30 protein-coding genes are annotated in these 25277 nt (G+C 29.8%); 20 read left to right on the forward strand and 10 right to left on the reverse strand.

Annotated features, from left to right (window positions below; genetic code table 11):
* Positions 1-68: 68 nt before the first annotated feature.
* Together ABDX67_RS04095 and ABDX67_RS04100 are read right to left on the reverse strand one after the other, a co-directional pair.
* Complete coding sequence (locus tag ABDX67_RS04095; protein WP_347173682.1) at positions 69-2570, reverse strand: DUF5686 family protein; 2502 nt, start codon at positions 2568-2570, stop codon at positions 69-71.
* A gap of 64 nt (positions 2571-2634) precedes the next feature.
* Positions 2635-3612: a pyruvate dehydrogenase complex E1 component subunit beta gene (locus ABDX67_RS04100; RefSeq protein ID WP_347173683.1), complete on the reverse strand. Its 978-nt coding sequence runs from the start codon at positions 3610-3612 to the stop codon at positions 2635-2637.
* Between the two features lie 90 nt (positions 3613-3702).
* On the opposite strand from ABDX67_RS04100, the gene ABDX67_RS04105 reads away from it, so the two are divergent.
* The 8 genes from ABDX67_RS04105 to ABDX67_RS04140 all read left to right on the forward strand — a co-directional run bounded on the left by ABDX67_RS04105 (position 3703) and on the right by ABDX67_RS04140 (position 10690).
* Positions 3703-4872, forward strand: coding sequence for a hypothetical protein (locus tag ABDX67_RS04105; RefSeq protein ID WP_347173684.1), 1170 nt, complete (start codon positions 3703-3705; stop codon positions 4870-4872).
* Positions 4873-4939: 67 nt separating this feature from the next.
* A complete protein-coding gene (locus ABDX67_RS04110) occupies positions 4940-5686 on the forward strand; it encodes an electron transfer flavoprotein subunit beta/FixA family protein (RefSeq protein WP_347173685.1) in 747 nt (248 codons plus the stop codon).
* A 23-nt stretch (positions 5687-5709) separates the two neighbouring features.
* Positions 5710-6672: an electron transfer flavoprotein subunit alpha/FixB family protein gene (locus tag ABDX67_RS04115; RefSeq protein ID WP_347173686.1), complete on the forward strand. Its 963-nt coding sequence runs from the start codon at positions 5710-5712 to the stop codon at positions 6670-6672.
* Between the two features lie 161 nt (positions 6673-6833).
* A complete protein-coding gene (locus ABDX67_RS04120) occupies positions 6834-7442 on the forward strand; it encodes a bifunctional nuclease family protein (RefSeq protein ID WP_347173687.1) in 609 nt (202 codons plus the stop codon).
* A gap of 61 nt (positions 7443-7503) precedes the next feature.
* On the forward strand, positions 7504-8856 hold the full coding sequence (locus ABDX67_RS04125; protein ID WP_347173728.1) for a NupC/NupG family nucleoside CNT transporter: 1353 nt from the start codon (positions 7504-7506) through the stop codon (positions 8854-8856).
* A gap of 60 nt (positions 8857-8916) precedes the next feature.
* Positions 8917-9741, forward strand: a complete 825-nt coding sequence (locus tag ABDX67_RS04130; RefSeq protein ID WP_347173688.1) for a thymidylate synthase — start codon at positions 8917-8919, stop codon at positions 9739-9741.
* An 11-nt stretch (positions 9742-9752) separates the two neighbouring features.
* Positions 9753-10199: a hypothetical protein gene (locus ABDX67_RS04135; RefSeq protein WP_347173689.1), complete on the forward strand. Its 447-nt coding sequence runs from the start codon at positions 9753-9755 to the stop codon at positions 10197-10199.
* Positions 10196-10690: a dihydrofolate reductase gene (locus ABDX67_RS04140; protein WP_347173690.1), complete on the forward strand. Its 495-nt coding sequence runs from the start codon at positions 10196-10198 to the stop codon at positions 10688-10690. The genes ABDX67_RS04135 and ABDX67_RS04140 overlap by 4 nt, the downstream gene beginning before the upstream one ends.
* Here ABDX67_RS04140 and ABDX67_RS04145 read toward each other — a convergent pair.
* A complete protein-coding gene (locus ABDX67_RS04145) occupies positions 10687-11097 on the reverse strand; it encodes a DUF6146 family protein (protein ID WP_347173691.1) in 411 nt (136 codons plus the stop codon). The two genes, ABDX67_RS04140 and ABDX67_RS04145, sit on opposite strands and share 4 nt — an antisense overlap.
* A 97-nt stretch (positions 11098-11194) precedes the next feature.
* On the opposite strand from ABDX67_RS04145, the gene ABDX67_RS04150 reads away from it, so the two are divergent.
* Together ABDX67_RS04150 and ABDX67_RS04155 are read left to right on the forward strand one after the other, a co-directional pair.
* Entirely contained in the window at positions 11195-12544 is a 1350-nt protein-coding gene (locus ABDX67_RS04150; RefSeq protein ID WP_347173692.1) for a M24 family metallopeptidase, read from the forward strand.
* Positions 12544-13095 carry a DNA-3-methyladenine glycosylase I gene (locus tag ABDX67_RS04155; RefSeq protein WP_347173693.1) on the forward strand — a complete coding sequence of 184 codons (552 nt, stop codon included), beginning with the start codon at positions 12544-12546 and terminating at the stop codon, positions 13093-13095. Before ABDX67_RS04150 ends, ABDX67_RS04155 begins: the two co-directional genes overlap by 1 nt.
* A 12-nt stretch (positions 13096-13107) precedes the next feature.
* Here the strand turns inward: ABDX67_RS04155 and ABDX67_RS04160 are convergent, their stop codons facing one another.
* Positions 13108-13299 (reverse strand): hypothetical protein, encoded by a 192-nt coding sequence (locus ABDX67_RS04160; protein ID WP_347173694.1) that lies wholly within the window; start codon positions 13297-13299, stop codon positions 13108-13110.
* A 205-nt stretch (positions 13300-13504) separates the two neighbouring features.
* On the opposite strand from ABDX67_RS04160, the gene ABDX67_RS04165 reads away from it, so the two are divergent.
* Positions 13505-13891, forward strand: a complete 387-nt coding sequence (locus ABDX67_RS04165; protein ID WP_347173695.1) for a pyrophosphohydrolase domain-containing protein — start codon at positions 13505-13507, stop codon at positions 13889-13891.
* A 12-nt stretch (positions 13892-13903) separates the two neighbouring features.
* Here the strand turns inward: ABDX67_RS04165 and ABDX67_RS04170 are convergent, their stop codons facing one another.
* The 4 genes from ABDX67_RS04170 to ABDX67_RS04185 all read right to left on the reverse strand — a co-directional run bounded on the left by ABDX67_RS04170 (position 13904) and on the right by ABDX67_RS04185 (position 16987).
* Positions 13904-14374 (reverse strand): hypothetical protein, encoded by a 471-nt coding sequence (locus ABDX67_RS04170; RefSeq protein WP_347173696.1) that lies wholly within the window; start codon positions 14372-14374, stop codon positions 13904-13906.
* Between the two features lie 10 nt (positions 14375-14384).
* Positions 14385-14846 carry a hypothetical protein gene (locus tag ABDX67_RS04175; RefSeq protein ID WP_347173697.1) on the reverse strand — a complete coding sequence of 154 codons (462 nt, stop codon included), beginning with the start codon at positions 14844-14846 and terminating at the stop codon, positions 14385-14387.
* A 46-nt stretch (positions 14847-14892) separates the two neighbouring features.
* Entirely contained in the window at positions 14893-15846 is a 954-nt protein-coding gene (locus tag ABDX67_RS04180; protein WP_347173698.1) for an MBL fold metallo-hydrolase, read from the reverse strand.
* Between the two features lie 85 nt (positions 15847-15931).
* Positions 15932-16987 (reverse strand): branched-chain amino acid aminotransferase, encoded by a 1056-nt coding sequence (locus ABDX67_RS04185; RefSeq protein WP_347173699.1) that lies wholly within the window; start codon positions 16985-16987, stop codon positions 15932-15934.
* Positions 16988-17106: 119 nt separating this feature from the next.
* Here ABDX67_RS04185 and ABDX67_RS04190 point away from each other — a divergent pair, with 119 nt between their 5' ends.
* Genes ABDX67_RS04190 through ABDX67_RS04205 form a run of 4 tightly spaced genes read left to right on the forward strand, consistent with a single transcriptional unit; the run spans position 17107 to position 18860 of the window.
* On the forward strand, positions 17107-17613 hold the full coding sequence (locus tag ABDX67_RS04190; RefSeq protein WP_347173700.1) for a DUF4920 domain-containing protein: 507 nt from the start codon (positions 17107-17109) through the stop codon (positions 17611-17613).
* Positions 17613-18038 carry a hypothetical protein gene (locus ABDX67_RS04195; protein WP_347173701.1) on the forward strand — a complete coding sequence of 142 codons (426 nt, stop codon included), beginning with the start codon at positions 17613-17615 and terminating at the stop codon, positions 18036-18038. Before ABDX67_RS04190 ends, ABDX67_RS04195 begins: the two co-directional genes overlap by 1 nt.
* A 1-nt stretch (position 18039) precedes the next feature.
* Entirely contained in the window at positions 18040-18702 is a 663-nt protein-coding gene (mnmC2, locus tag ABDX67_RS04200; protein WP_347173702.1) for a tRNA (5-methylaminomethyl-2-thiouridine)(34)-methyltransferase MnmC2, read from the forward strand.
* Positions 18703-18713: 11 nt separating this feature from the next.
* Entirely contained in the window at positions 18714-18860 is a 147-nt protein-coding gene (locus ABDX67_RS04205) for a hypothetical protein (RefSeq protein ID WP_347173703.1), read from the forward strand.
* A 1-nt stretch (position 18861) separates the two neighbouring features.
* Here the strand turns inward: ABDX67_RS04205 and ABDX67_RS04210 are convergent, their stop codons facing one another.
* Together ABDX67_RS04210 and ABDX67_RS04215 are read right to left on the reverse strand one after the other, a co-directional pair.
* The gene (locus ABDX67_RS04210) at positions 18862-20016 is read right to left on the reverse strand and encodes a glycosyltransferase family 2 protein (protein ID WP_347173704.1); all 1155 of its coding nucleotides are present in this window, start codon (positions 20014-20016) and stop codon (positions 18862-18864) included.
* Positions 20013-20987: a lysylphosphatidylglycerol synthase domain-containing protein gene (locus ABDX67_RS04215; protein WP_347173705.1), complete on the reverse strand. Its 975-nt coding sequence runs from the start codon at positions 20985-20987 to the stop codon at positions 20013-20015. Before ABDX67_RS04215 ends, ABDX67_RS04210 begins: the two co-directional genes overlap by 4 nt.
* Positions 20988-21008: 21 nt before the next feature.
* Here ABDX67_RS04215 and ruvC point away from each other — a divergent pair, with 21 nt between their 5' ends.
* The 5 genes from ruvC to ABDX67_RS04240 all read left to right on the forward strand — a co-directional run bounded on the left by ruvC (position 21009) and on the right by ABDX67_RS04240 (position 25158).
* Positions 21009-21563, forward strand: coding sequence for a crossover junction endodeoxyribonuclease RuvC (gene ruvC, locus ABDX67_RS04220; protein WP_347173706.1), 555 nt, complete (start codon positions 21009-21011; stop codon positions 21561-21563).
* A 65-nt stretch (positions 21564-21628) separates the two neighbouring features.
* A complete protein-coding gene (locus ABDX67_RS04225; RefSeq protein WP_347173707.1) occupies positions 21629-21994 on the forward strand; it encodes a four helix bundle protein in 366 nt (121 codons plus the stop codon).
* A 49-nt stretch (positions 21995-22043) separates the two neighbouring features.
* The gene (hemW, locus tag ABDX67_RS04230) at positions 22044-23252 is read left to right on the forward strand and encodes a radical SAM family heme chaperone HemW (RefSeq protein ID WP_347173708.1); all 1209 of its coding nucleotides are present in this window, start codon (positions 22044-22046) and stop codon (positions 23250-23252) included.
* A 211-nt stretch (positions 23253-23463) separates the two neighbouring features.
* Complete coding sequence (locus ABDX67_RS04235; RefSeq protein ID WP_347173709.1) at positions 23464-24213, forward strand: cyclase family protein; 750 nt, start codon at positions 23464-23466, stop codon at positions 24211-24213.
* 3 nt (positions 24214-24216) lie between these two features.
* Positions 24217-25158: an alpha/beta fold hydrolase gene (locus ABDX67_RS04240; RefSeq protein ID WP_347173710.1), complete on the forward strand. Its 942-nt coding sequence runs from the start codon at positions 24217-24219 to the stop codon at positions 25156-25158.
* Positions 25159-25277: the final 119 nt, after the last annotated feature.

The following is a 25277-nucleotide window of genomic DNA, read 5'->3' on the forward strand; positions in this document are numbered from 1 at the left end:
TTTTTTTCGGACGACAAAAGTAGTAATATTTTAAGGTTTTTAAACTATAAAATAATGCTTATTTTTTATTAAAACCCAGCTTTTATACCAATACGAACAGCAAAACTCGGAGAAGGTAATCCGTTTACACTTGTATGTTTTCCACGCCAAATAAAATCTACTCTTAAAGGACGGATGTCTTTATAACCAATATTTTCTAATCCAACACCATATTCGTAATATAGTTTATCTGTTGGAGCAGCATAAGTAATATTCGATTTGTTGATAGCAATATTTTCATCAGAAATGGTTCCGTAAACTGTTTTAAAAGTAATTAAACTTCTGATTTTCAAATGCTTAATTAATGGCATTCTATTTAAAATAAATCCGTTAAAATGATGTTCGAAATGTCCAGAAATATATGTGTCTGTTACAAAATCGTAATAATTCATTAACGAAAAAGTGTTTTTAGTTAACCAATAGGTTTGATTTGCAGGAATTGGACTTAATAATGTAATAGGAACTTTTCCGAAAGTTTTTCCACCGTCAACCGTTGCAATTAGCATTCCTATTTTACCTAAAAGTATTGGCTGACTGTATTTAAATTGAATTTTATCATAATTAAAATCACCATTTAAAAAGCCTTTGTAGCCTCTGTGATAATTTACAACTAATGAAGGAAAAAGGTTTTTCCCCATTTTTTGTTCTACGCCAAATCCGTATTCATATCTACCTGGAGTATAAGCAATATAAACATCTGTGCTTACATCTGTAACTTCAGACTGAATGTTATTATTATCGTCTAAGTAATCTATTGTAAAATATGCAGGCGAAGCACTTTTTATGACATTGTGTGCAGCAGAAATTCCGAAATGAAGATTTTTCTTAATTTCAATGTCAAACTTTAATGCAGTTCTGTTTACATCAGACAAGAAATAATTGTCTCCTCTAGAAAATAATGCATTTGGATCAAAAACATTTGCATTTAATCCGTTAGTATTTAGTAATTTACCTCCTAATTGCTCTATGTCTTTTAAGTAAGAAACGCCAACTGCAATTCTTGGTTTATAATTGACTAAATATTTTACTTCTGTACCAAATTTATACCTTTTATCTTTTGTTCCGTAACCAACAAATCCACTTACTCTAAAACGATCATCGGTGGTTGTAAAAGTTCTGTAGCCTAATTTTATTTTTAATCCTTCTACACTGTTTTTTACGATGGTATTCCAATATTGACCAAACTGTAATGTTGGTCCAATATTAATATATCCGGTAGAAAGAGTGTTTAAAACTCCGCTTATTTGCTTTATTTTCTTTTTGTTTTTTACAGAACTAATCAGATCATAAGTGCTTTTTTTATTGGTAGTTTTATTAATGCTATCCCAATAAATTTCGTTTTTACTAAACTGTTTTGGCTTAAAGCGGATGATTTTTTCTGAATAAAAATTGTCTGATAATTTTTGATCAAAAATGTAATCGGAATACAAGCTTGTTTTCTTTATGGTTAAGCCTTTATTGTCATCACTTTTATCAGTAAGTGTAAAATCGCCAGTATAAATATCTTTTTTGGGTAGATAAATACTATCATCTTTAATTGTAAATTCTTTTTCAAAAGATAGTCTTCTAACAAAATTAAGATTGATGTCTTTATGAACTTTCATTTTAATTTTTGTAACAGAAAAATTCTTGTCTGCAACCCATAAAAATCCTTCAAAAGCTAAATCTCCATTTCTTCTTGGAAAAAAATAAATAGCATAAGTTTTTTTATTATTTACAGAAATACTATCGTGTAAAACATAATCGTAGGTTTCAAAACCAGTTGTAGAAATCGGACTAACAAATGATTTTTTTAAAACTTCAATATTGTTTTTATGAATGTCTATCTCATTAAAAGTGTTAGACATTCTTTCGAAAACAAAACCATCTTTATTTACACCATCATTTTTTTCGGCTTCAATATCTTCTCGTTCTAGATTTAAAGAATTATTTCCGTAAATATTTTTTACAGTTTCACTTAAAAAAAGCGGAATATAATAATTGATTCCATCATGATTTGGTGGTAATTCTTTTAAAACTTCTTTGTATTCTTTTTTAAAAATATTTTTTAAAAAAAGCGAGTCTAAGTTGTTTAAGCCAACTTCTGTAGTTTGTATTTTTTTATACTGATACGCTTTTACAAGCTTTAAACCATTTTTCTTTTTACGACTCCACACTTCTTTTAAAATTCTGTATGCCGGGTTTTCTTTCTTTTTAAGTCGTTTTTTTGGTTTAGAAACAATTACAACTTCATCAAGAACATTGCTTGATTCTTTTAAAATAATTTTAAAATATGTTTTTTTTGGATTGTATTTTAAAGAAAGTGTCTCAAAACCTACAGAAGAAATTTCTAAACTGCCACGTTTTTTAGAGGAAGTTAATTGAAATCTACCATCAAAATCTGTAACAACACCATTTGTTGTGTTTTTAAAATAAACATTAACGTAAGGTATTGGCTCGTTATTGATATCAACTATTTGTCCAGAAATTTTTAATTGTGCATTACAGACAAAACACGTAAATAATAATAAAATTTGGACAAGTATTTTCATGGCAAAAAAAAATCCTTTTTATCAAATTGTATTAAAAAGGATTTTAAAAGTGATTAATTTTTTTCTAAATATACAAAACTTCTTTTACTGCTTTAATAACATCGTTAGAATTTGGCAACCAAGCTTCTAATAATACTGGCGAATACGGTGCAGGTGCATCTGCAGTTGTAATTCTTTTTATTGGAGCATCTAAATAATCAAATGCTTCATCTTGAATTCTATATGTTATTTCTGAAGCAACACTTGCAAATGGCCAAGCTTCTTCTAAAACAACCAATCTGTTAGTTTTCTTTACAGATTTAATAATTGTATCGTGATCCATCGGACGAACAGTTCTTAAATCGATAATTTCTACAGAAATATTTTCTTTTGCTAACTCTTCAGCAGCTTTGTATGCTTCTTTAATAATTTTTCCGAAAGAAACAATTGTTACGTCTGTTCCTTCTCTTTTTATTTCTGCAACTCCAATAGGTAAAATATATTCTCCTTCAGGAATCTCCATTTTATCACCATACATTTGTTCAGATTCCATAAAAATTACAGGATCATCATCTCTAATTGCAGCTTTTAATAAACCTTTTGCATCATAAGGATTTGAAGGAACAATTACTTTTAAACCTGGTGTATTTGCAAACCAATTTTCAAAAGCTTGAGAATGTGTTGCGCCTAACTGACCAGCAGAACCAGTTGGTCCACGAAAAACAATCGGGCAATTAAATTGTCCGCCAGACATTTGTCTAATTTTTGCAGCGTTATTTATTATTTGATCAATTCCAACTAAAGAAAAGTTAAACGTCATGTATTCTACAATTGGTCTGTTTCCGTTCATGGCAGAACCAATAGCGATTCCTGCAAAACCAAGTTCAGCAATTGGAGTATCAATAACTCTTTTAGCACCAAACTCATCTAGCATTCCTTTACTAGCCTTATAAGCTCCATTATATTCTGCAACTTCTTCACCCATTAAATAAATGCTTTCATCTCTGCGCATTTCTTCGCTCATTGCTTCGCAAATGGCTTCTCTAAACTGAACTGTTTTCATTTTATTGTTTGCTTCTTAAAATAATTGAAAAGCAAAAATATGAAAATTTAAAAGAAATAAATCAGTAATTTTACTTCAAAAGAAAAATCATTGATTGTTATTTTAGAAAAATTTAAAAAAAAGAAACTATTTTTTGTGTTAGCACTAATAGTTTTTCTTTTAATAAACACTCTTTTTGTTTTAAAATATACTGAAAGACAGAGCTTTGTGTCAGCTAATTTATTGCTTTTCACCTATTTGTTAATTGTGTGCTTTGGGCTTTTTGTTTTATCTAAAGCGAAAACTTTTTTAAACAAGATGAAGTATTTTAATTACTACTTCTTAGTAGGTTCTTTTTTAGTGTTTCTTATTTTTATTTTTGTCAATATTTATGTTGATGGTAATTCTTTAAATACCGATAGATGGTCTGCAATGGATGTAACTATTCAGGCTATATTAAACTCAGAATATCCATACGTAATAGAAGATCATTTGGGGCAAACTTCTTCAAATTTACCAGGATTATTTTATGTTGGCTTACCTTTTTATTTGCTGGGCGATGTCGGTTTTTTACAACCGTTTGTTTTTTTAATTTCTTGTGTTTTTCTTTCTAAAATAAAAATACAGCAAAGTTCTAAGCTTTTAATTCTGTTTTTATTTTTGACATCTCCTGCTTATTTGTGGGAAATATTTGCAAAAAGTGATTTGATGAGTAACCTTATTTTATTGATACTTTTTATCTTTTTTTGGAAGTCTAAATTTCAAGGAAATTATTTTAAGAGAATAATATTATTATCATTTATTTGTGCTTTCTTTTTTTTAACACGCGGAATTGTTGTTATTCCTTTGATCTTATTTTTATTTAGCGGTTTTATGAAAATAGATATAAAACTTCAGTTAAAATTTGTATTATTTTTCTTGCTTTCAATTTTGTTAATTTCTTTTCCTGTTTTAATAACGGTACCTGATATTAACACTTTAATTAAGTTTAACCCTTTCAGTCATCAAACAAGGTATGCTCCAAAAATCTTGCAAATTTTAGTTATAGTTGTAACTTTTGGTATTGCTTTTAAAGTTAAATCGTTTGGTATAGCTATTAAAAGCACATTCATATTATTTTCATTACTACTTTTTATAACTTTTATTTTAAATAGTATTGAAGAAGGTTTTGTTGATAATTTATATGGAAACCTCTTTGATATTTCTTATTTGAGTATGATTTTACCTTTTGCTATCATTTTAATTGCAGATTCATTAAAAATAAATACTATGCATGCATAATAAATTGAAAAAATTGTCATAAATTCGTAGCGTTAAATAATGAAATAATTTTCAAAAATATAATTAGATGAAGATATTAGTTTGTATCAGTCATGTACCTGATACCACATCCAAAATTAACTTTACAGATAATGATACAAAGTTTGATACAAACGGAGTACAATTTGTAATAAACCCGTATGATGAATTTAGTTTAACGCGTGCCATGTGGTTTAAAGAAAAACAAGGAGCAACTGTTACAGTTGTAAATGTAGGAAACGCAACTACAGAGCCAACATTACGTAAAGCTTTAGCAATCGGAGCAGATGATGCAATTAGAGTAAATGCAGATGCTACAGATGGATTTTTTGTTGCAAAACAATTGGCAGAAGTTGTGAAAAACGGAAAATATGATTTGATTCTAGCAGGAAGAGAATCTATTGATTATAACGGCGGAATGGTTCCAGGAATGTTGGCAGCAATCTTAGATTTTAATTTTGTAAACGGTTGTACTGGTTTAGAAATTGAAGGAAATACAGCAACTGCTGTAAGAGAAATTGATGGTGGAAGTGAAAAAGTTTCTGCAGATTTACCTTTAGTTGTTGCAGGTCAAAAAGGATTGGTTGAAGAAAAAGATTTAAGAATTCCGAATATGAGAGGAATTATGATGGCGCGTAAAAAACCATTATCAGTTGTTGAGGCAACAGATGTTACAGTGCAAACATCTACAACTTCATTTGAAAAACCAGCAGCAAAAGGAGCTGTTAAATTAGTAGATGCAGATAATATTGATGAGTTAATCAATTTATTGCATAATGAAGCTAAAGTAATTTAATAACGCTTAAACAAACAAAAAATATGTCAGTTTTAGTATTTGCCGATTCGTCGGAAGGAAAATTTAAAAAATCTGCTTTTGAAGTCGTTTCTTACGGTAAAAAAGTAGCAGAACAATTAGGTTCTAATATAGTAGCTGTAACTATTAATGTTGCAGATGCATCAGAATTATATAAATATGGAGCAGAAAAAGTAGTTGCTGTTTCTAATGATCAATTAACAACTTTTAATGCAAAAGCTTTTGCTTCTGTTTTAGAACAAGTGGCATCAAAAGAAAATGCAAACGTTGTAATTATAGATTCTAGCGTAAACGGATTGTATTTAGCGCCAATTGCAGCAGTACATTTAAATGCAGGTTATGCATCAAATGTTGTTGCATTACCAAGTTCTACAAGTCCATTTACAGTTAAAAGAAAAGCGTTTTCTAATAAAGCTTTTTCTAACACATCAATTGTAACAGAAACTAAAGTTATTGGTTTGGCAAAGAATTCTTTCGGAATTCATGAGAATGCTGTAAGCGGAACAACAGAAAATTTTGATGTTCAGATTTCTGATGCTGATTTAGGAGTAAAATCTGTAAGTATAGATAAAGCTTCTGGGAAAGTAACCATTGCAGATGCAGATATTGTTGTTTCTGCCGGACGTGGATTAAAAGGTCCAGAAAACTGGGGAATGATTGAAGAATTAGCAGAAGTTTTAGGGGCAGCAACAGCGTGCTCTAAACCTGTTTCTGATTTAGGTTGGAGACCACACGGAGAACATGTTGGTCAAACAGGAAAACCAGTTGCGTCTAATTTATATATTGCAATCGGAATTTCTGGAGCAATTCAGCATTTAGCAGGAATTAACGCATCTAAAGTAAAAGTGGTAATCAATACAGATCCAGAAGCACCATTTTTTAAGGCTGCAGATTACGGAATTGTAGGAGATGCTTTTGAAGTTGTACCAGCTTTAATAGAAAAATTAAAAGTTTTTAAGCAATCATAAATAACTACTATTTAATAAAAATCGAGTTGTATTTTTTTCTTTTAAAATAAATTAGAAGTCAACTCAATATTTTTAGTAAATTGTGCCCATAAAAGGGCTGTCTAAAATTAGGTTTTGCCAATTTAGACAGCCCTTTTTCTTTTAATGAAGATTGAAATTAAATGAGTTTGATAAAACTAACAATTAAAGGAATTTCTTATAGTCAGACACAAACCGGAGCTTATGCTTTGGTTTTGAGTGAAATAGATGGAAGTAGAACCTTGCCAATAATTATTGGTGCTTTTGAAGCACAATCTATCGCAATCGCTTTAGAAAAAGAGATTAGACCTCCAAGGCCATTAACACACGACTTATTTAAAACTTTTGCCGACAGATATTTAATCAATATCAAGCAAGTAATCATCCATAAATTAGTTGATGGTGTTTTCTTTTCTAGTTTAATTTCAGAAAAAGATGGCGTTGAAGAAATTATTGATGCAAGAACTTCAGATGCAATTGCAATTGCAGTAAGATTTAATGCACCAATTTATACTTATGAAACTATTTTAGATAAAGCAGGAATTTATTTAAAAGTAGAAGAAGAGTTGGCTTTAGATGAGCCAGAATTAGATACTGATGATTTTATGGCGGATATTATTTCAGAAACCACCGAAGAAGAATCAACTCAAAAAACCCTAAAAGAATTATATAAAGAATTAGATGCTGCTGTAGCAAATGAGAACTACGAACTTGCAGCAAAAATTAGAGATGAAATAAGTAAACGCTCTTAAAAAAAATCAACCCATTATGAAAAAAATATTATTTATCATTTTTTGCTTTGTTTCAGTTTCAATGTTTTCTCAAACAACACCAGAAATAGCATCAGAAATAATACCAAGCCAAGGATTTTCATTTAATAACTTATGGCGAGGTATTTTAGGAATGATTTCTTTAATAGTAATTGCATTTTTGTTTTCAAGTAATAAGAAAAATATCGATTGGAAAACAGTTGGAATTGGTTTGTCGGCACAATTATTAATTGCTATTGGAGTATTAAAAGTAACTTTTATACAGAATATATTTGAATGGGTTGGCGGTTTATTTGTTAGCGTTCTAGATTTTACAAGAGCAGGAAGTAAATTTTTGTTTGAAGGTTTGGTGGTTGATATGGATAAATTTGGATACATTTTCGCTTTTCAAGTATTACCAACTATTATCTTTTTCTCTGCTTTAACATCCGTTTTGTTTTATTTAGGTTGGATTCAGAAAATTGTAAAAGTATTGGCTTGGTCTTTAGCAAAAGTGTTAAAAATATCTGGAGCAGAAAGTTTGTCTGTTGCAGGGAATATTTTTCTTGGTCAAACTGAAGCACCATTATTGATTAAAGCGTATTTAGAAAAAATGAATAAGTCAGAAATGCTGTTGGTGATGATAGGTGGAATGGCTACAGTTGCAGGAGCAGTTTTGGCTGCTTACATTGGGTTTTTAGGAGGAGATGATCCGGTGTTAAGATTGCAATTTGCAAAACATTTATTAGCCGCATCTGTAATGGCAGCGCCAGGAGCAATTGTGATTTCAAAAATATTATTTCCGCAGGTTGAAGAAGTAAATACTGATGTAAAAGTTTCTAGCGAAAAAATTGGTTCAAACATTTTAGATTCTATTGCAAACGGAACAACAGAAGGATTAAAACTGGCAGTAAATGTCGGTGCAATGTTATTAGTTTTTGTTGCATTTATAGCAATGATGAACGGAATTTTAGGCTGGATTGGAGATATTACTTCTTTGAACGATTGGGTTGCAGGAAACACTTCCTATAAAAGTTTTTCTTTAGAGTTTATGTTAGGATATCTTTTTGCACCTTTAATGTGGTTAATTGGTGTTGCAACTGATGATATGGCAATGATGGGACAATTACTTGGAATTAAATTAGTAGCAAGTGAATTTGTTGGTTATATACAATTGGCAGAATTAAAAAATGCGGCGAACGTAGTTCATTTGAATTACGAAAAGTCAATTATTATGGCAACTTATATGTTGTGTGGTTTTGCAAACTTTGCATCTATCGGAATCCAAATTGGTGGAATAGGTTCTTTAGCGCCAGGTCAAAGAAAAGTGTTGTCAGAATTTGGAATGAAAGCGTTAATTGGTGGAACAATAGCTTCTTTAATGTCAGCTACAATTGCAGGAATGATTATTGGGTAAAATTATCATCTGTTTAAACGTATATACGTTTAAACAGATTAACAAATAAACGAATAAACAATGCGTCAATATTTAGATTTGGTGAAGCACGTTTTAGAAAACGGGAACGAAAAAGGAGATAGAACAGGAACAGGAACTAAAAGTGTTTTTGGACATCAAATGCGTTTTGATTTAGGTGAAGGCTTTCCGATGGTAACAACCAAAAAATTACATTTAAAATCGATTATTTATGAATTATTATGGTTTATAAATGGAGATACAAACATTAAGTATTTACAAGAAAACGGCGTTAAAATTTGGAACGATTGGGCTGATGAAAACGGAGATTTAGGTCCAGTTTACGGACATCAATGGCGTAATTGGAATAGCGATGATATAGATCAATTGCAAGATGTAATTACTACGTTAAAAAAGAATCCTAATTCTAGAAGAATGATGGTTTCTGCTTGGAATCCATCCGTTTTACCAGATACTTCTGTTTCATTTTCAGAAAATGTAGCCAATGGAAAAGCAGCTTTGCCGCCGTGTCATGCATTTTTTCAATTTTATGTTGCAGACGGAAAATTATCTTGTCAGTTATATCAACGTAGCGCAGATATCTTTTTAGGTGTTCCGTTTAATATTGCAAGTTATGCCTTGTTTACAATGATGATGGCGCAAGTTTGCGGTTACGAAGCAGGAGAATTTATTCATACTTTTGGTGATGCTCATATCTATAATAATCATGTTGAGCAATTAGAATTGCAATTATCAAGAGAATTACGAACGTTACCTAAAATGAAAATCAACCCAGAAGTTACATCAATTTTTGATTTTAAATTTGAAGATTTTGAATTGGTAGATTACAATCCGCATCCGCATATTAAAGGAAAAGTTGCCGTTTAAAATTAAAAGCTATGAAAAACTTAATTTTAATTGCTGTTTTATTTTTTGGTGTATTAAATATTCAGTCACAAGAGAAAATTTATACGTTAACAGAAGTTGATGTTGCTCCTGAAATTTTGAAATATCCAATTATTGATTCTTTAACTTCTAAGCAAAATTTTAAAAAGAATTTAAAAAGGTTTATTGCAATGAACCTTAATCTTATGGAGTATTTTGAGACTAACAAAGAAAAAACAAGGGTGTTTGTTGAATTTGTTGTGCAAAGGAACGGAAAAATTAAAGTCTTAAGAACTAAAGGAAAATCAAAGAAGGCTAAATCTTTAGCGGCAAACGTTATTAAAAAAATTAAAAAGATGAAACCAGCAAAAGTGATGGATAACAATGTTGACATGAAATTTATTATCCCAATTACTTTTGGAGGAGTAATCCTTATAGACACAACACAGAAAAACAGATGATAACAATCATTGCTGCAATTGCAAATAACAACGCATTAGGAAAAGACAACGATTTAATATGGCATTTACCGGCCGATTTAAAACGCTTTAAAAAAGTAACTACTGGTCATCATATTTTAATGGGAAGAAACACGTTTGAATCTATCGGAAAACCATTACCAAATAGAACAACAGTTATTATTACGAGAAACAAAAATTACAAAGCAGAAGGTTGTATTATTGTTGATAGTATTGAAAAAGCAATTGAAGTTGCTAAAGAAGATGAACATATCTTTATTATTGGAGGAGCGCAAATTTACAAACAAGCAATCGCTTCTAATTTAGTAGATCAATTAGATATTACACAAGTACATTATTCTTTTGATGCCGATGTTTTTTTTCCAGAAATTGATGCTAAAATTTGGCAAGAAATTTCTAGAGAAGATTTTTCTCCTGATGAAAAAAATAAATATAAGTATAGTTTTATCAGCTATAAAAAGAGAACATCTTAGTGATTAAGTTTCATTCTATATTTTTCTTCTGCAAATTTAAAATACCAAAAAAGCTTATAGTTTACATCTAAACCGTAATCAACATTTGTTTGATAATCAATTATGTTTTCATAAATACTAGAATCAAATCTTTGCGGGTTTCTAACTCTACTATTCCAAACATTTACATACACTCTGTTTTTATTTTTTAAATAAGATTCAGAATAATATTCTTTTGGTCTGGCTTGGGTATTTAAAAAAGAGGTAAAGCCCGGGTCTATAATAATTATTTCGTATTCTAAAGTTTCATTAGAAATTACTACAGGTTGTTCCTTTACATTTGTATTGTATTTTGTTGGATAAGATCCACAACTAACAATAAAAAAGGTAAAAGTAAAAAAATACACATAAAATTTTAGTTGTTTCATAATCAGTAATTTATTTAGTGAAGGTCGAAAAAATAATTTAAAAAACATAGATTTATTCGAGTTTTAACATTAATTTTCAGCATCAAACTTATATACCATGCGTAAAATTATTTTCCAATTATTTATAGTATCAGTATTTATTTCCTGTAATCAACCAGAAATAAAAAAATCTAACTACAATATCTTAGACGAAAAAGATAGAGCAATATTACGAGACGAAATTATTGAAGATAGGTTTAATAACTTGCTTCCAAAATTAATGGACGAAACCGATATTGATATGTGGGTTGTAATTTCTAGAGAATACAACGAAGATCCAGTAATTAAAACCATGTTGCCTTCGGTTTGGTTAAATGCACGTAGAAGAACCATTTTAGTTTTTTATCGAAATAAAGAAAACAATACTATTGAAAAATTGGCTGTTGCAAGATATGATGTTGGTAAAAACATAAAATCTGCTTGGAATAAAGAGAAGGAACCAAATCAATGGAAAGCATTAAATAGGATTATTGAAGAAAGAAATCCGACTAAAATAGGTATCAATATTTCTAAACATTTTGCATTGGCAGACGGTTTGGTAAAAACTGATTATGATGAGTTTGTAGAAAATTTATCGAAAGCAAATCAGCAAAAAATTGTATCTGCAGAAAAATTAGCCATTGGTTGGGTAGAAACTAGAACTCCAAAAGAAATGGAGTTGTTTAGAAAACTAGTAAAAATTACACACGATATTATTGATGAAGCTTTTACAAATAATGTGATAAAACCAGGAGAAACTACAACGGATGATGTTGTTTGGTGGATGCGTCAAAAAGTTACAGATTTAGGATTAGAAACATGGTTTCATCCAACAATAGATGTTCAGAGAAGTAAAGAACCTTTAAAATCACATATTTATTCGTTTTCAAAAACCAAAGACAATCAGGTAATTTTTCCAGGAGATTTGTTGCATTGCGATTTCGGAATAAGTTATATTGGATTAAATACAGATTGCCAACAACACGCTTATGTTTTAGGAAAAGATGAAACTGAAGTTCCGGCTTTTTTAGCGGATGCTTTTGCAAAAGGAAATCGTTTGCAAGACATTTTAACAACAAATATGCAAACAGGAAAAACTGGAAACGAAATTTTGGCAGCATCATTACAACAAGCAAAAAAAGAAGGATTACAACCATCCATTTATTCCCATCCTTTAGGACTTTTTGGTCATAGTGCCGGAACAACAATTGGAATGTGGGATTCTCAAGGTGGTGTTCCTGTTCGTGGAGATTATCCGTTGCATAACAATACGGTATATGCAATAGAATTAAATGTTACAGTACCAATTAAAGAATGGCAAAAAGATATTAGAATTATGTTAGAAGAAGCAGGTTTTTTTGGTGATGGAAAACATGAATATGTAAATGAAAGACAAGAAGCAATTAAGCCAATAAAAATTAACTATTAATGCAAAAAAGATGCTTTTGGGTAAATAACGATCCGTTATATATAGAATATCATGATAATGAATGGGGAAAACCTGTATTTGATGATGAAACCTTGTTTGAGTTTTTAATTTTAGAATCTTTTCAAGCGGGCTTAAGTTGGATAACCATTTTAAAAAAGCGAGAAAACTTTAGAAAAGCATTTGATAATTTCGATTATAAAAAAATAGCCAATTACCAACAAGATAAATTTGATGAATTGCTAGTAAATGAAGGAATTATTAGAAATAAGTTAAAAATAAAATCTGCCATTACAAATGCGCAATTGTTTCTAGAAATTCAGAAAGAATTTGGCTCGTTTTCTAAATTTATTTGGAAGTATGTTGATGGAAAACCAATCAAAAATTCTTTTAAAACAAGAGAAGAGGTTCCAGCTAAAACAGCCCTTTCTGATGCCATTTCTAAAGAGTTGAAAAAACGCGGATTCAAGTTTGTCGGTTCAACCATTATCTACGCTTTTATGCAAGCAACTGGAATTGTTAATGATCATACAACAGATTGTTTTTGTTATTAAGCCACTTGTAAATTAACTTTTACTATAAATACGAATCGCACTAAAAATAGCAACGGCAATAAATATCCAAAAACCAACTTTTAACGCTGTGTTTTTATAGTATTTTTTATGGTTGGCAATGTCTTTTCTGTAACTCCAAACCATTAGAATAATAAAAGAAAAAGCAAAAACGCCAGCAAAAATTAATTGACCTTTGGTAAACATAAAATCGTATTTTTAAGCAAAAATACAAATTAAACTAAGACTGTATTTCTTTTTAAGATAACATCTGTAAATAAATGTCATTTCAACAGAACGACAATTGGTGAGACGAGAAATCGCGTAATTTTTCACTAAAATATTTTTCAATTATATCTTATTTAGAAAAGACAATCTTTAATACATATAAAGTTAAAAAATAAATAAACTCATGAAAAAAAGAATCGCAGCAGTACACAAATTTCACACAGCATTTAAATTAGGAATAAATAATTCGCCGACAGCAAATATAGGAGCAGACAGAAACCTATTGCGTTTTAATTTAATGAAAGAAGAAAATGAAGAATATTTTGAAGCTGCTCAGAACAATGATTTAGTTGAGGTTGCAGATGCACTTGGAGATATGTTGTACATTTTATGTGGAACAATTATAGAACACGGAATGCAAGATAAAATTGAAGAAGTTTTTAATGAAATTCAAAGATCTAATATGAGCAAATTAGGTGAAGATGGAAAACCAATTTATCGCGAAGACGGAAAAGTATTAAAAGGGCCAAATTATTTTAAACCAAATATTGCTGAGATTTTAGAAAGTTAAATCTAGTATTTTTTAAAAATGGTAACCAACTTTCATTCCGCCAGAATACAATAAGCCAAAAGATTGTAATTCCATTTCAAAACGGATTGTAAATCCATCATGATTTAAGTATTGAAACCCAAACGGAATATAAGCTCCACTTTTTTTATAAGGAAGCTCACCTTGGTCATTCAAATAAGGATATTCTTTAAATTTATGACCAAGAAAAAAACCTAAATATGGAGTCCATTTTTTATCTGCTTTATCTCCTGAGAAATGATATGCACCGCCTAAAGTAACTCCAGACATACCAATTCCAGCTTCTAAATTTATTTTTGGAGTAATAAAATAATCAAGAGTTAATCCCAAAATAGAAGGACTTGCTAAATCAAAATTTAATCCCATCGGTCTACTTATTCTTGAGTTTTTACTTGTTATAATTGTTTCTTGTGCAATTACTTGATTAGAAATAATAAGTAATACTATAAATAGTAATTTTTTCATGTTTTTTTAATCAAAAATGATAACCAAATTTAAGACCGCCATATAATTTAATAATAGTTCCTGTAGCTAGTTCAATTCTAAAAGTTATTCCATCTTCATTTAGATATTGTAATCCTAAGGGAATATATATTCCATTTCTAATATCATCATTAGTAGAGTTTTCATTACTGAAACCAATTTCAAATACATGCTGTGCAAAAAGACCAACATAAGTAGTCCATTTATAGTTATTAGATTCTTTAAAATGATAAGTTCCACCACCAAATAAGCCAAATAATCCTATTCCTAACTCAATATTTGTTTTTGGATTAACATAATAATCCGCAGATAAACCAAGAATTGATGGGCCGAAAAAATTTAAATTTAATCCAAACGGATGATTTGTTCTTGGATTGTAGTTTTCGGTATTGTTTTCTTGAGAATAAGCCTGACAAGAAATAACACAGCAAACTATTAGCAGTATTTTTTTCATTTTCTTTTTTAGCAATTTATAAGTATCTAATATAAGGATAATAAAATTACAACTCATAATTCTGTCCTTCAGAAGCAAATCTAAAACCTAATTTTTCTATTTCTTTTCGCTCTTTGCTATTTTCTTGTAATGTAGGATTTGTGTGATTAAAATGGATAAAAATAACTTTATTTTTTGTTGCTAAAGTTTCATTTTTAAATAAAGCAACGGTTTCAGAAGTAAACGGATGTGGAATTTCAGACATCGGTCTGCTTAATTCTCCATCTTTTAAAAAGGAAGCATCTAAAAAAGCGTAATCTACTTTTTTTACTTCTTCAATAATACTTTTTTTCCATTTGTGCCATTTATCAATATCTGGAATAAACAACGCAGTTTTGTTTTTTCCTTCAATTTTATAACCAACTGTTTCAGAAAATTCATCTCTATGCGGAACTAAAAATGGCGTAACTTTTAAACTATTATTTAACACGATAGTAGAATCGTTTTGTAATTTTTTCAATGCAATATTTTGTAAAGAAACCAATTGACTCCACGGTCCGTTTGTTTCTAAATAGTTTTTCATTTTTGGCATTACAAAAACAGTAATGTCCTTTTTTCCAAATGCTTCTCTACCAAAATACATCAACCCAGTATAATGTCCAATATGTGCGTGAGTAAGAAAAACACCATCAATAATATTCTCTTTCTTTAAATGATTTTGCTCTAAATCTGCTAATTGTGTGTGCATATCTGGAGTTGCCTCAAAGATCCATTTTTGCTTGTTTTGTTGATCAACCAAGCCTAAAGAAACAACACTTTTTCTTTTATTTGTTCCGTTGTAATAATTTGCACAACATTCTTTTTGACAACCAATATGAGGATAACCACCATCTTGAGCAATTCCCAAAACAGTAATGTACTGTTGTACTTTTTTTGGTTCAATTATTTCTGTTGATTTGTTTTCTATTTTACAGCCAAAAGCAAATACAATAAAAAACAATAAGAATATTTTTAATTTCATTTAAAGTGAATTTTAAAAATTGAAAGCTACAAAAAAAGCATCAATCTAAGATTGATGCTTTTTACTATTTTTAAGAAACTATCAACTATAATTGAACTCTCCATCCGTAAGGATCTGCTGTTTTATTAGTTTGTATGTCTGTGATTTTCTTTTTTAATTGAGCAGCGTAACTATTTTCTAATTCTGGCAACTCAAAATCTTCTCCTTTAAAACCGAAACCAGAAATTGGTGAAATTACAGCTGCAGTTCCTGCTCCAAATAATTCTTTTAAGCTACCGTTTTTTGCAGCTTCTACAACTTCAGTTACTGTAATTTTACGAACTTCAACATTAATTTCGCTGTCTTCAGCAATTTGTAAAATACTTTTTCGTGTAATTCCGTCTAAAATTCTATCAGAAGTTGGGCTAGTAATTAAGGTGTCGTTTATTCGAATAAAGATATTCATTGCTCCAGCTTCTTCAATATATTCATGACTGGTATCATCTGTCCAAATAACTTGATTGTAGCCTTTTTCTATTGCTAATTGAGTTGGATAAAATTGCGCAGCATAATTTCCGCCAGCTTTTGCAAATCCAACGCCACCATTTGCAGCTCTTGCGTATTTTTCTTCAATTAAAACTTTTACTTTTCCAGCAAAATAAGCGCCAGAAGGAGCTGTTGCAATAATGAATTTATATTCTGTTGATGGAGAAGCATGAAAGCCGTTTCCTGATGCAAAAATAAAAGGTCTTATGTATAAAGAGCTTCCGTCATTAGTTGGAATCCAAGCGTTATCAATCTCTAATAATTTTTTTAAACCATCCATAAAGATATCTTCTGGTAACTGCGGAATTACCATTCTTTCTGCTGATTTATTTAAGCGTTTACAATTGTCTAAAGGTCTAAATAACAACGTATTTTTATCAGCGTCTTTGTAGGCTTTCATTCCTTCAAAAATTGATTGTCCGTAATGAAAAATCTTTGCTGATGGATCTAAAGAAATTGTAGCGTAAGGCTGAATTGTTGGGTTTTGCCATTTTCCATCTTTATAATCACATACAAACATGTGATCAGAAAATACAGAACCAAAAGGTAAATTGTTAAAATCTACTGAATCTATTTTAGAGTTTTTAGTGAGCTCTATTTTTATATTTGAATTCATTTTAAGTCAGAAATTTAATGGCGCAAAGGTACATAATTTATCACATTGTTATCTTAGAAAATAGTGAATATTATTGTTTAAATTCTTACATTTGTGATAAATACATTAAAATTAAAACAATGAAAAATTTATTAAAAGTATGTGTTGTTTTCTTATTAGTTTTTACAGCTTGTAAAGAAAATTCAACAGAAAAAAAAGACAAAAATACTACAGAAGCGGCAACAAAATTTGATTCTTTTGGTGCAATGATTTCAAATGATGGCGCTATTGATTCTAAAGCGATGTTAAATAAGTTTAAATCATTAAAAGCTGGTGATACAATCAATGTAAAATTTGCATCAAAAATTGATGAGGTGTGTTCTAAAAAAGGTTGCTGGATGAAGTTAGATTTAACAGACGAAACACAAACTATGGTTCGTTTTAAAGACTACGGATTTTTTATGCCGCTAGATGCTAAAGACAGAGAAGTAATTGTAAATGGAAAAGCATTTGTACAAGAAACTTCTGTTGCAGATTTAAAACATTATGCTGAAGATGCTGGAAAATCGAAAGAAGAAATTGCTAAAATTACAATGCCTAAATTAGAGTTTGTATTTGAAGCAGACGGAGTTTTAATGAAGAAATAATGAGAAAAATTATTTTTATATGTTCTCTTTTTCTTTTTATTGGATGCAATTCTAAAAAAGAGGAAAAAGTAGAAATTACTCCAAAAGGAAACTTTTATAAGCAGTCAGAAATGGCTGCTTTAATGTTATTGATGTATGAAACAAATGCACAAAACAAGCAATTAATTTTAGACGGAAAACAACCAAAAGAGTTTCCTGAAGAATTTTTAAAAATTCATACGGCAGAATTAACTGATTCAACAGATAGAACAGCAGATTTTAAAACGTTTTCGAATTTCTATTTAAATAATATGAAATTAGTTTTTGAAACTTCTGAAGAGTCCTTAATTTCTAAACACAACAACACAATTAATAGTTGTATTACTTGTCATCAAACAACGTGTATTGGTCCAATTCCGAAAATAAAAAAACTATTGATTCAGTAATTTGAAAAGAGAAATCGTGATTACTTCAGATGGTTCTACAACGATCCATTTACCAGATTGGAATGAAAATTACCATTCAACTCACGGTGCAATTCAAGAATCAAAACATGTATTTATTTCTAAAGGATTTGATGTGATTTCTGCATCAGAAATTTCAATTTTAGAAATCGGTTTTGGAACAGGTTTAAATTGCTTTATCACTTTTTTAGAAGCGCAAGCAAAAGAAAAATCAATCAACTATGTTGGAGTAGAAGCGTTTCCTGTAACAAAAGAAGAAGTTTCTAAACTCAATTATGTTTCAGAATTAAAAGTGGATAATCTACAACTGGTTTTTGATAAAATACATAATTGCACTTGGGAAGAAAAACATCAGATTCAGTCTAATTTTTGGTTGACAAAAAGGAAACAATTTTTTAAAAATATTATTGATATAAATCAGTTTGATGTTGTTTATTTTGATGCTTTCGCAGCAGAATATCAACCAGAATTATGGACAGTTGCTATTTTTAAAAAAATGTATAAAGCTTTAAAAGTAAACGGAATTTTAGTAACTTATTCCGCCAAAGGAAGCGTTCGAAGAGCGATGCAAGAAGTTGGTTTTTCTGTAGAACGACTCGATGGCCCGCCAGGAAAAAGAGAAATGTTGAGGGCAACAAAACGCTAAAAATAAATCATATGGAAGAAAAAAGAATAAAATTTAGAAGAATAAGAGGAAGAAAAAAACCAAACCCTAAGAGAGGAGTTATCTTCGTTATTTTATTAATAATTATGGTGTATTTATGGATGAACGCAGAAGCAATCCTTTCAAAAGTATTGCCGTAAATTATTTTTTAAAAGTCCGTTCTTTCCATTGATAATTGCTGAATATTGATTTCAAAAAAACCAACAAAGTAAAATACGGATACACAAAACTACTTTTAAGATAAGTTTTAAAATATATTTTCTTGTTTTCAAAAATCGCCATTCTTTCTAGCAATAAATAGTCAAACAAAAACTTTAAGAAAAAGTAGAAAATTAAAGTTTCAAACCTCATTATTTTTGATATAACCAATACAGGAGTAATTGCTATTATTACATTTGCTGACAAAACAAAAATTCCAATTAATTTGCCAATTAATAATTTATAACTTGAGGTTTTTGAAGCCCAACGAATACGCTGTTCTATCAATTCTTGTAAAGAATTTTCAGGAAATGTTTTTACAATTACATCTTCAGATTTTAAATATTGTACTTTTTCTTTATAAAACGCAATAAATTTTTCTAATAAAAAAACATCATCTCCACTTGCAATATTGGTGTTTCCATCAAAGCCATTTAGCTTTTCAAAAACATCTTTTCTGTACATAAAATTCGCTCCATTTGATAAAAACGGAATTCCAGCACCAAAACTACCAATAGTTGTGGCTTGTAAACTCATAAAATCTAGCTCCTGAAATTGATGTAAAAAGGTTGAGTTTCCTTCATAAGAAACCGGCGCAACAATCATGTTGCAATTGTTTAGTTGGATGAAATTATCGATGGTTTTTAACCAGTTTTCAGGTAAAACACAATCTGCATCTGTAGTAATAATCCAATTGCTTTTTGCGCTTTTTAAGGCTGTAATAATGGCGTCTTTTTTTGGCGAATTAGAAGCTCTACTATTTCTTAAAATTCGAATATCTGGTAGAACATAGTCGAAATTTATCTGTGAGATTTCTCGGCTACGCTCGAAATGACAATTGATAATGTCAACAGAATTGTCAGTTGAATCATCATCAACAAAAATAAACTCTACCAACTCTTTTGAATATTTTAATTGTTGAATTGAGTCCAATAATTTTGGTAAATTTTTAGCTTCATTTCTAAACGGAATAATCACAGAAAAAGCGATCTTTTCTGAAGTATTTGTGCTTTTGAATTCTTTCACTTTATAAAAACCAATTACAAAAATAAATATGAAAATGATGTAGCTATAAAATAAAATACTAATGAGAATCATTCTTTTTTCTGAATTAATTTATTGGTATTAAAAGTAAGCACAAAATAGCTTCCAACAATACTTGGAAGTACAAAATTGAAAATCCACATGAGTAATACAATTGCTAAAATACTTGTTTCATTAACTTGAAATAATGAAAAAATAAATAACGCAACAGAGCCTTTTAAAACGACATCAAATAAAGACAACATCGGAATAATTGATGCAATTACATACATTGAAAAAATACACATCATTGCGTCTAAATAAAGAATATCAACATTAAAAATAAGTGCTAAAAAATAAAATTGATGTGAAAAAATAAGATACCGAAGTACAGAAAGTAGCATGACTTTTTGCAATGTCTTTTTAGAAAAATTAGTTGCTTTTAATTTAAAATACTGTATTGAATACCCTTTAATTGTAACATTGTTTTTATCAATAAACCAGAAAATGATACATAATAGAATTAAAAAAATTACAACGAAAATTACATTCGTAAAATCAAATTGAATCTTAAAATTGAAAAACAAATACAAGCAACCAATAATTCCAAAAGCAATAGTGATAATTAATTGAGATACATTTCCAACGATATTTAATGCTACAATTTTTTTTCGCAATGCTTTTTTAAAATACAAAGCTTTTGCTCCGTATTCTCCAATTCTGTTCGGAGTAATTAACGACGTAGTTAAAGAAGCTAAACTTTGAATTGCAGCTTCAGAAAATGAAGTTTTTTGTGCCTGATTTGCTAATATTTTCCATTTTGATATTTCTAGAAACCAATTAAAAAAGGTGAAAATCAATAAAAAAAGTGCATTTTTTAATGAAAAAACATCATTTTTTGTCAATATTGATAAAAAATTAGAAATTGACTGTTGTTGGTTTGTGAAGATTTTATCATAAATATAATATCCACAACCAATAACAATAAAAAGTTTTACGACTAGCGCTAAGAATTGCTTAGATTTGTATGAAACTGATTTGAACATTATAACAAAGAACGTTAAAATTTGATGGTAGAAAAAATCATATTAGGAATTGACCCAGGAACCACGATTATGGGTTTTGGTGTGATTAAAATTATGGGCAAGAAAATGGAATTCATTCAAATGAACGAATTGATTTTAACTAAATACACGGATCATTACCTAAAACTAAAACTAATTTTTGAAAGAACTATCGAATTGATTGATACTTACAACCCAGATGAAATTGCAATTGAAGCGCCTTTTTTTGGAAAAAATGTACAATCAATGTTGAAATTGGGAAGAGCTCAAGGAGTTGCAATGGCAGCAGGTTTATCGAGAGAAATTCCTATAACAGAATATCTACCAAAGAAAATTAAAATGGCAATCACCGGAAACGGAAACGCCAGCAAAGAACAAGTAGCATTGATGTTAAAATCCTTATTAGACTTAAAAACATTACCAAAAAATTTGGATGCTACAGACGGATTAGCAGCAGCAGTTTGTCATTTTTACAATGCAGGAAAAGTTGTTGGCGGAAAAAGTTATACAGGCTGGAGTGCCTTTGTAAAGCAGAATGAAAAACGAGTGAAGAATTAGTGTTCAGTTGGCAGTAGCAGTATTCAGTAGCAGTTGCATTTGTAGTATTTTAAAAATAAATAATTATGGGGTTTAAAGAATTATTGGCTTTTAAAAAATCTTTTGATTTGGCAATGCGAATTTTTGAAATATCTAAATCATTTCCAAAAGAAGAAAAGTACTCATTAACAGATCAAATTAGAAGATCATCAAGAAGTGTTTCTGTAAATATATCTGAAGCGTATAGAAAAAGATTGTATCCCAAACATTTTGTAAGTAAATTATCTGATTCTGATGCGGAGAATTCAGAAACTCAAGTATGGTTATTATTTGCGTTGAAATGTAATTATATAAATCAAATTGATTTTGAAAGTTTGCCTTCTGAAAACGCTGAAGTTGGAAAATTAATAAATTACATGATTAATAATCCTAGTAAATTCGGAGCTAAATAACTAAAAACTGCTACTAAATACTGTAAACTGAATACTGATAACTAAAAAAATGTCCGGAATATACATCCACATACCATTTTGTAAACAAGCATGTTTTTATTGCGATTTTCATTTTTCTACTTCGTTAAAAAAGAAAGATGAGCTGGTTTCTTGTTTGATTAAAGAGTTAGAAATTAGAAAAGGCGAATTACAAAACGAAACAATTGAAACGATTTATTTTGGCGGAGGAACGCCGAGTTTATTATCTGTTGATGAAATTGAATCTATCATTGATGCTATTAATTCGAATTATACAGTAATTGAGAATCCAGAAATTACGTTAGAAGCAAATCCGGATGATTTAATGTCAGTTCGAGCGCAGTCGAGAACGATTTTTGAAGATTATAAAAAAATCGGAATTAATCGCTTGAGCATCGGAATTCAATCTTTTTTTGAAGACGATTTAAAATTGATGAACAGAGCGCACAACGCAGAAGAAGCAAAAGAATGCTTGTCTGTGGCGACTCGCCACTTTGAGAATATTACGGTAGATTTAATTTACGGAATTCAGAATATGTCCATTGAAAAATGGAAACAAAATTTACAAATTGTTTTCGATTTTGGCATCCATCATATTTCTAGTTATGCACTAACAGTTGAGCCAAATACAGCGTTAGATTCGTTTATCAAAAACGGAAAATATCCGCCATTAAATGAAGCATTGGCTAAACAACATTTTGATGTGTTGGTTGCCGAAACACAGAAGCAAGGATTTGTACATTATGAGATTTCCAACTTCGGAAAACCAAACTTTTTTTCGAAACACAATACCAGTTATTGGAACCAAAAAAAATATATCGGAATTGGACCATCAGCACATTCATTTAGTAAAACTCATCGAAGTTGGAATGTTGCTAACAACACCAAATACATCAAATCCATTTTAGAAAATAAGTTGCCAAACGAAACGGAAGAGTTGTCAAAAAACGATCAATTTAATGAGGCAGTTATGACAGGCTTACGAACTATTTGGGGAGTTTCTTTAGCTGAAATTGAAGCTGAATTTGGGATTGATTATAAAAATCAATTAGTAGCATCCGCAGAAAAATTTATCAACAAAGATTTACTCGTCATTGCGAGAGAAACGAAGCAATCTTTTGACGATAAAGAGATTACTTCGTCGATTCCTCCTCGTAATTACATTGAATTGCTGAAAACCACAAAAAAAGGAAAATTTTTGGCAGATGGTATTGCATCTGATTTATTTATCCTGAACTAGTTTTAAAACCATTCCGGCTGTCACATTGAGCATTACTGAAATCAAAATGTATTTTGATTGAAAGTAGCAAACAAAGTTTGTCGAAAGGTCTTTTTAAAATGGAAATGGAATTTAATAAAATCACAAAATCTTCAATTAAAAAAAGTATATTTGGAATTGTAGTATCATAATTATAAGATGCTGAAATAAATTCAGCATAAACAATCTCAGCATGAAAGCAGTTATAGAATATAATTCAAGAAAGATAGAAGTAGACATCTCGAATCCTATAGATATTTCAATTCCTATTGATATGTCAAAAAAAAATATCAATGCATGGTATATTGATGATCCAGCTATTTTTCCTGAAGAATTTGAAGGAGAAAAAATTAAGGTTTCTGAAGGCGCTGTTGTAAACTTTAACAACATACATTTTAATCCGCATTCGCATATTACACACACAGAATGTGTTGGGCATATTACAGAAAAAGTACATTCTGTAAATAAAAATTTAAAGTATTTTATTTTTCTTGCAGAATTAGTAACTGTAGCTCCAGAAAGCAGAAATGGAGATTTTGTGATTTCAGAAAAACAATTAAAAACAGCATTAAAGAATAAAAAAAGAGACGCCATTGTAATTAGAACTTTACCAAATTTATCGGATAAAAAAGAGATGCGTTACTCAAATACAAATCCACCGTATTTGTTAGAAGAAGCGGCAATTTACCTAAGAGAAAAAGGCATTAAACATTTATTGATAGACTTGCCTTCGGTAGATAAAGAAAAAGACGAAGGAAAACTGTTAGCCCACAATGCTTTTTGGAATACTTCAGGAGAAATACGAATGAATGCAACCATAACTGAGTTTATTTACGTGCCAAATTCAATTGAAGATGGAGAATATTTACTGAATTTAATGATTGCGCCTTTTGAAAATGATGCAACACCAAGTAAGCCGGTTTTGTATGAGATTATTAAATAATCTATGAAGAAGAATAAAAAAATAAAATATATTTTTTACGCAGTAATAATTGTATTTATTCTTCTGATAAAAGGTGCTGTGTATTCTGATATTCCTGTTGAAAAATTAAAAGAGAAATACGCCAATCAACATTCTAAATTTATTGAAATCGACGGAATGCAAGTGCATTACAGAGATGAAGGAAACGGAACGCCAATTGTATTAATTCACGGAACAGCTTCTTCTTTGCACACTTGGGATGATTGGACAAAAGAACTTTCAAAAAACCATCGAGTACTTAGAATGGATTTACCTGCTTTTGGTTTAACTGGAGCAAATGCAAACGGAGATTATTCAATTGAAAATTATATGCGATTTCTACAGCAATTTTTATCAAAAGTAAAGGTTGATAATTTTTATTTGGTGGGTAATTCTTTGGGCGGAAATATTGCGTGGGAATACGCTGCAAAATATCCAAAGAAAATTAAAAAATTAGTTTTAGTTTCTGCAAGTGGTTTGCCAACAAATAAACCACAACCTTGGATTTTTAAAATGGCAAAAACGCCAATTGTAAATTCGCTTTTTTTATATCTAACCCCAAAAATGGTAATTAAAGACAATATGAAACAAGTGTATGAAGATGATTCTAAAATTACAGACGAATTGATTACGCGTTATCACGAAATGGCTTTAAGAGCAGGAAATAGACAAGCATTTATTGATAGAGCAAAAACCGATTTTAAATTGGCAAAAACTGCAAATTTAGAGAAGTTAAAAAGTATTCAAACAAAAACGTTATTGCTTTGGGGAGAAAACGATTTGTGGATTCCGTTAGATAACGGAAAGCGAATGGATAGTTTACTACCAAATTCTAAATTAGTAATTCTTAAAAATTCTGGTCATGTTCCTATGGAAGAAAATCCAACAGAGAGTTTAGCAATTTTAAAGGATTTTTTGGATGTCTAGTCCTGAAATATGGCTACAGGTTAAAATTGAATTTACGCTGATAATTTATATACCATATTTGGTGTTTTATAGTCTAAAGATACGTGTAATCTTATTTGGTTGTATAAATTAATTGCATT

Origin of the sequence: Polaribacter uvawellassae (genome assembly GCF_039748955.1) — a bacterium.
In the GTDB taxonomy this organism is placed as follows: Bacteria; Bacteroidota; Bacteroidia; order Flavobacteriales; family Flavobacteriaceae; genus Polaribacter; species Polaribacter uvawellassae.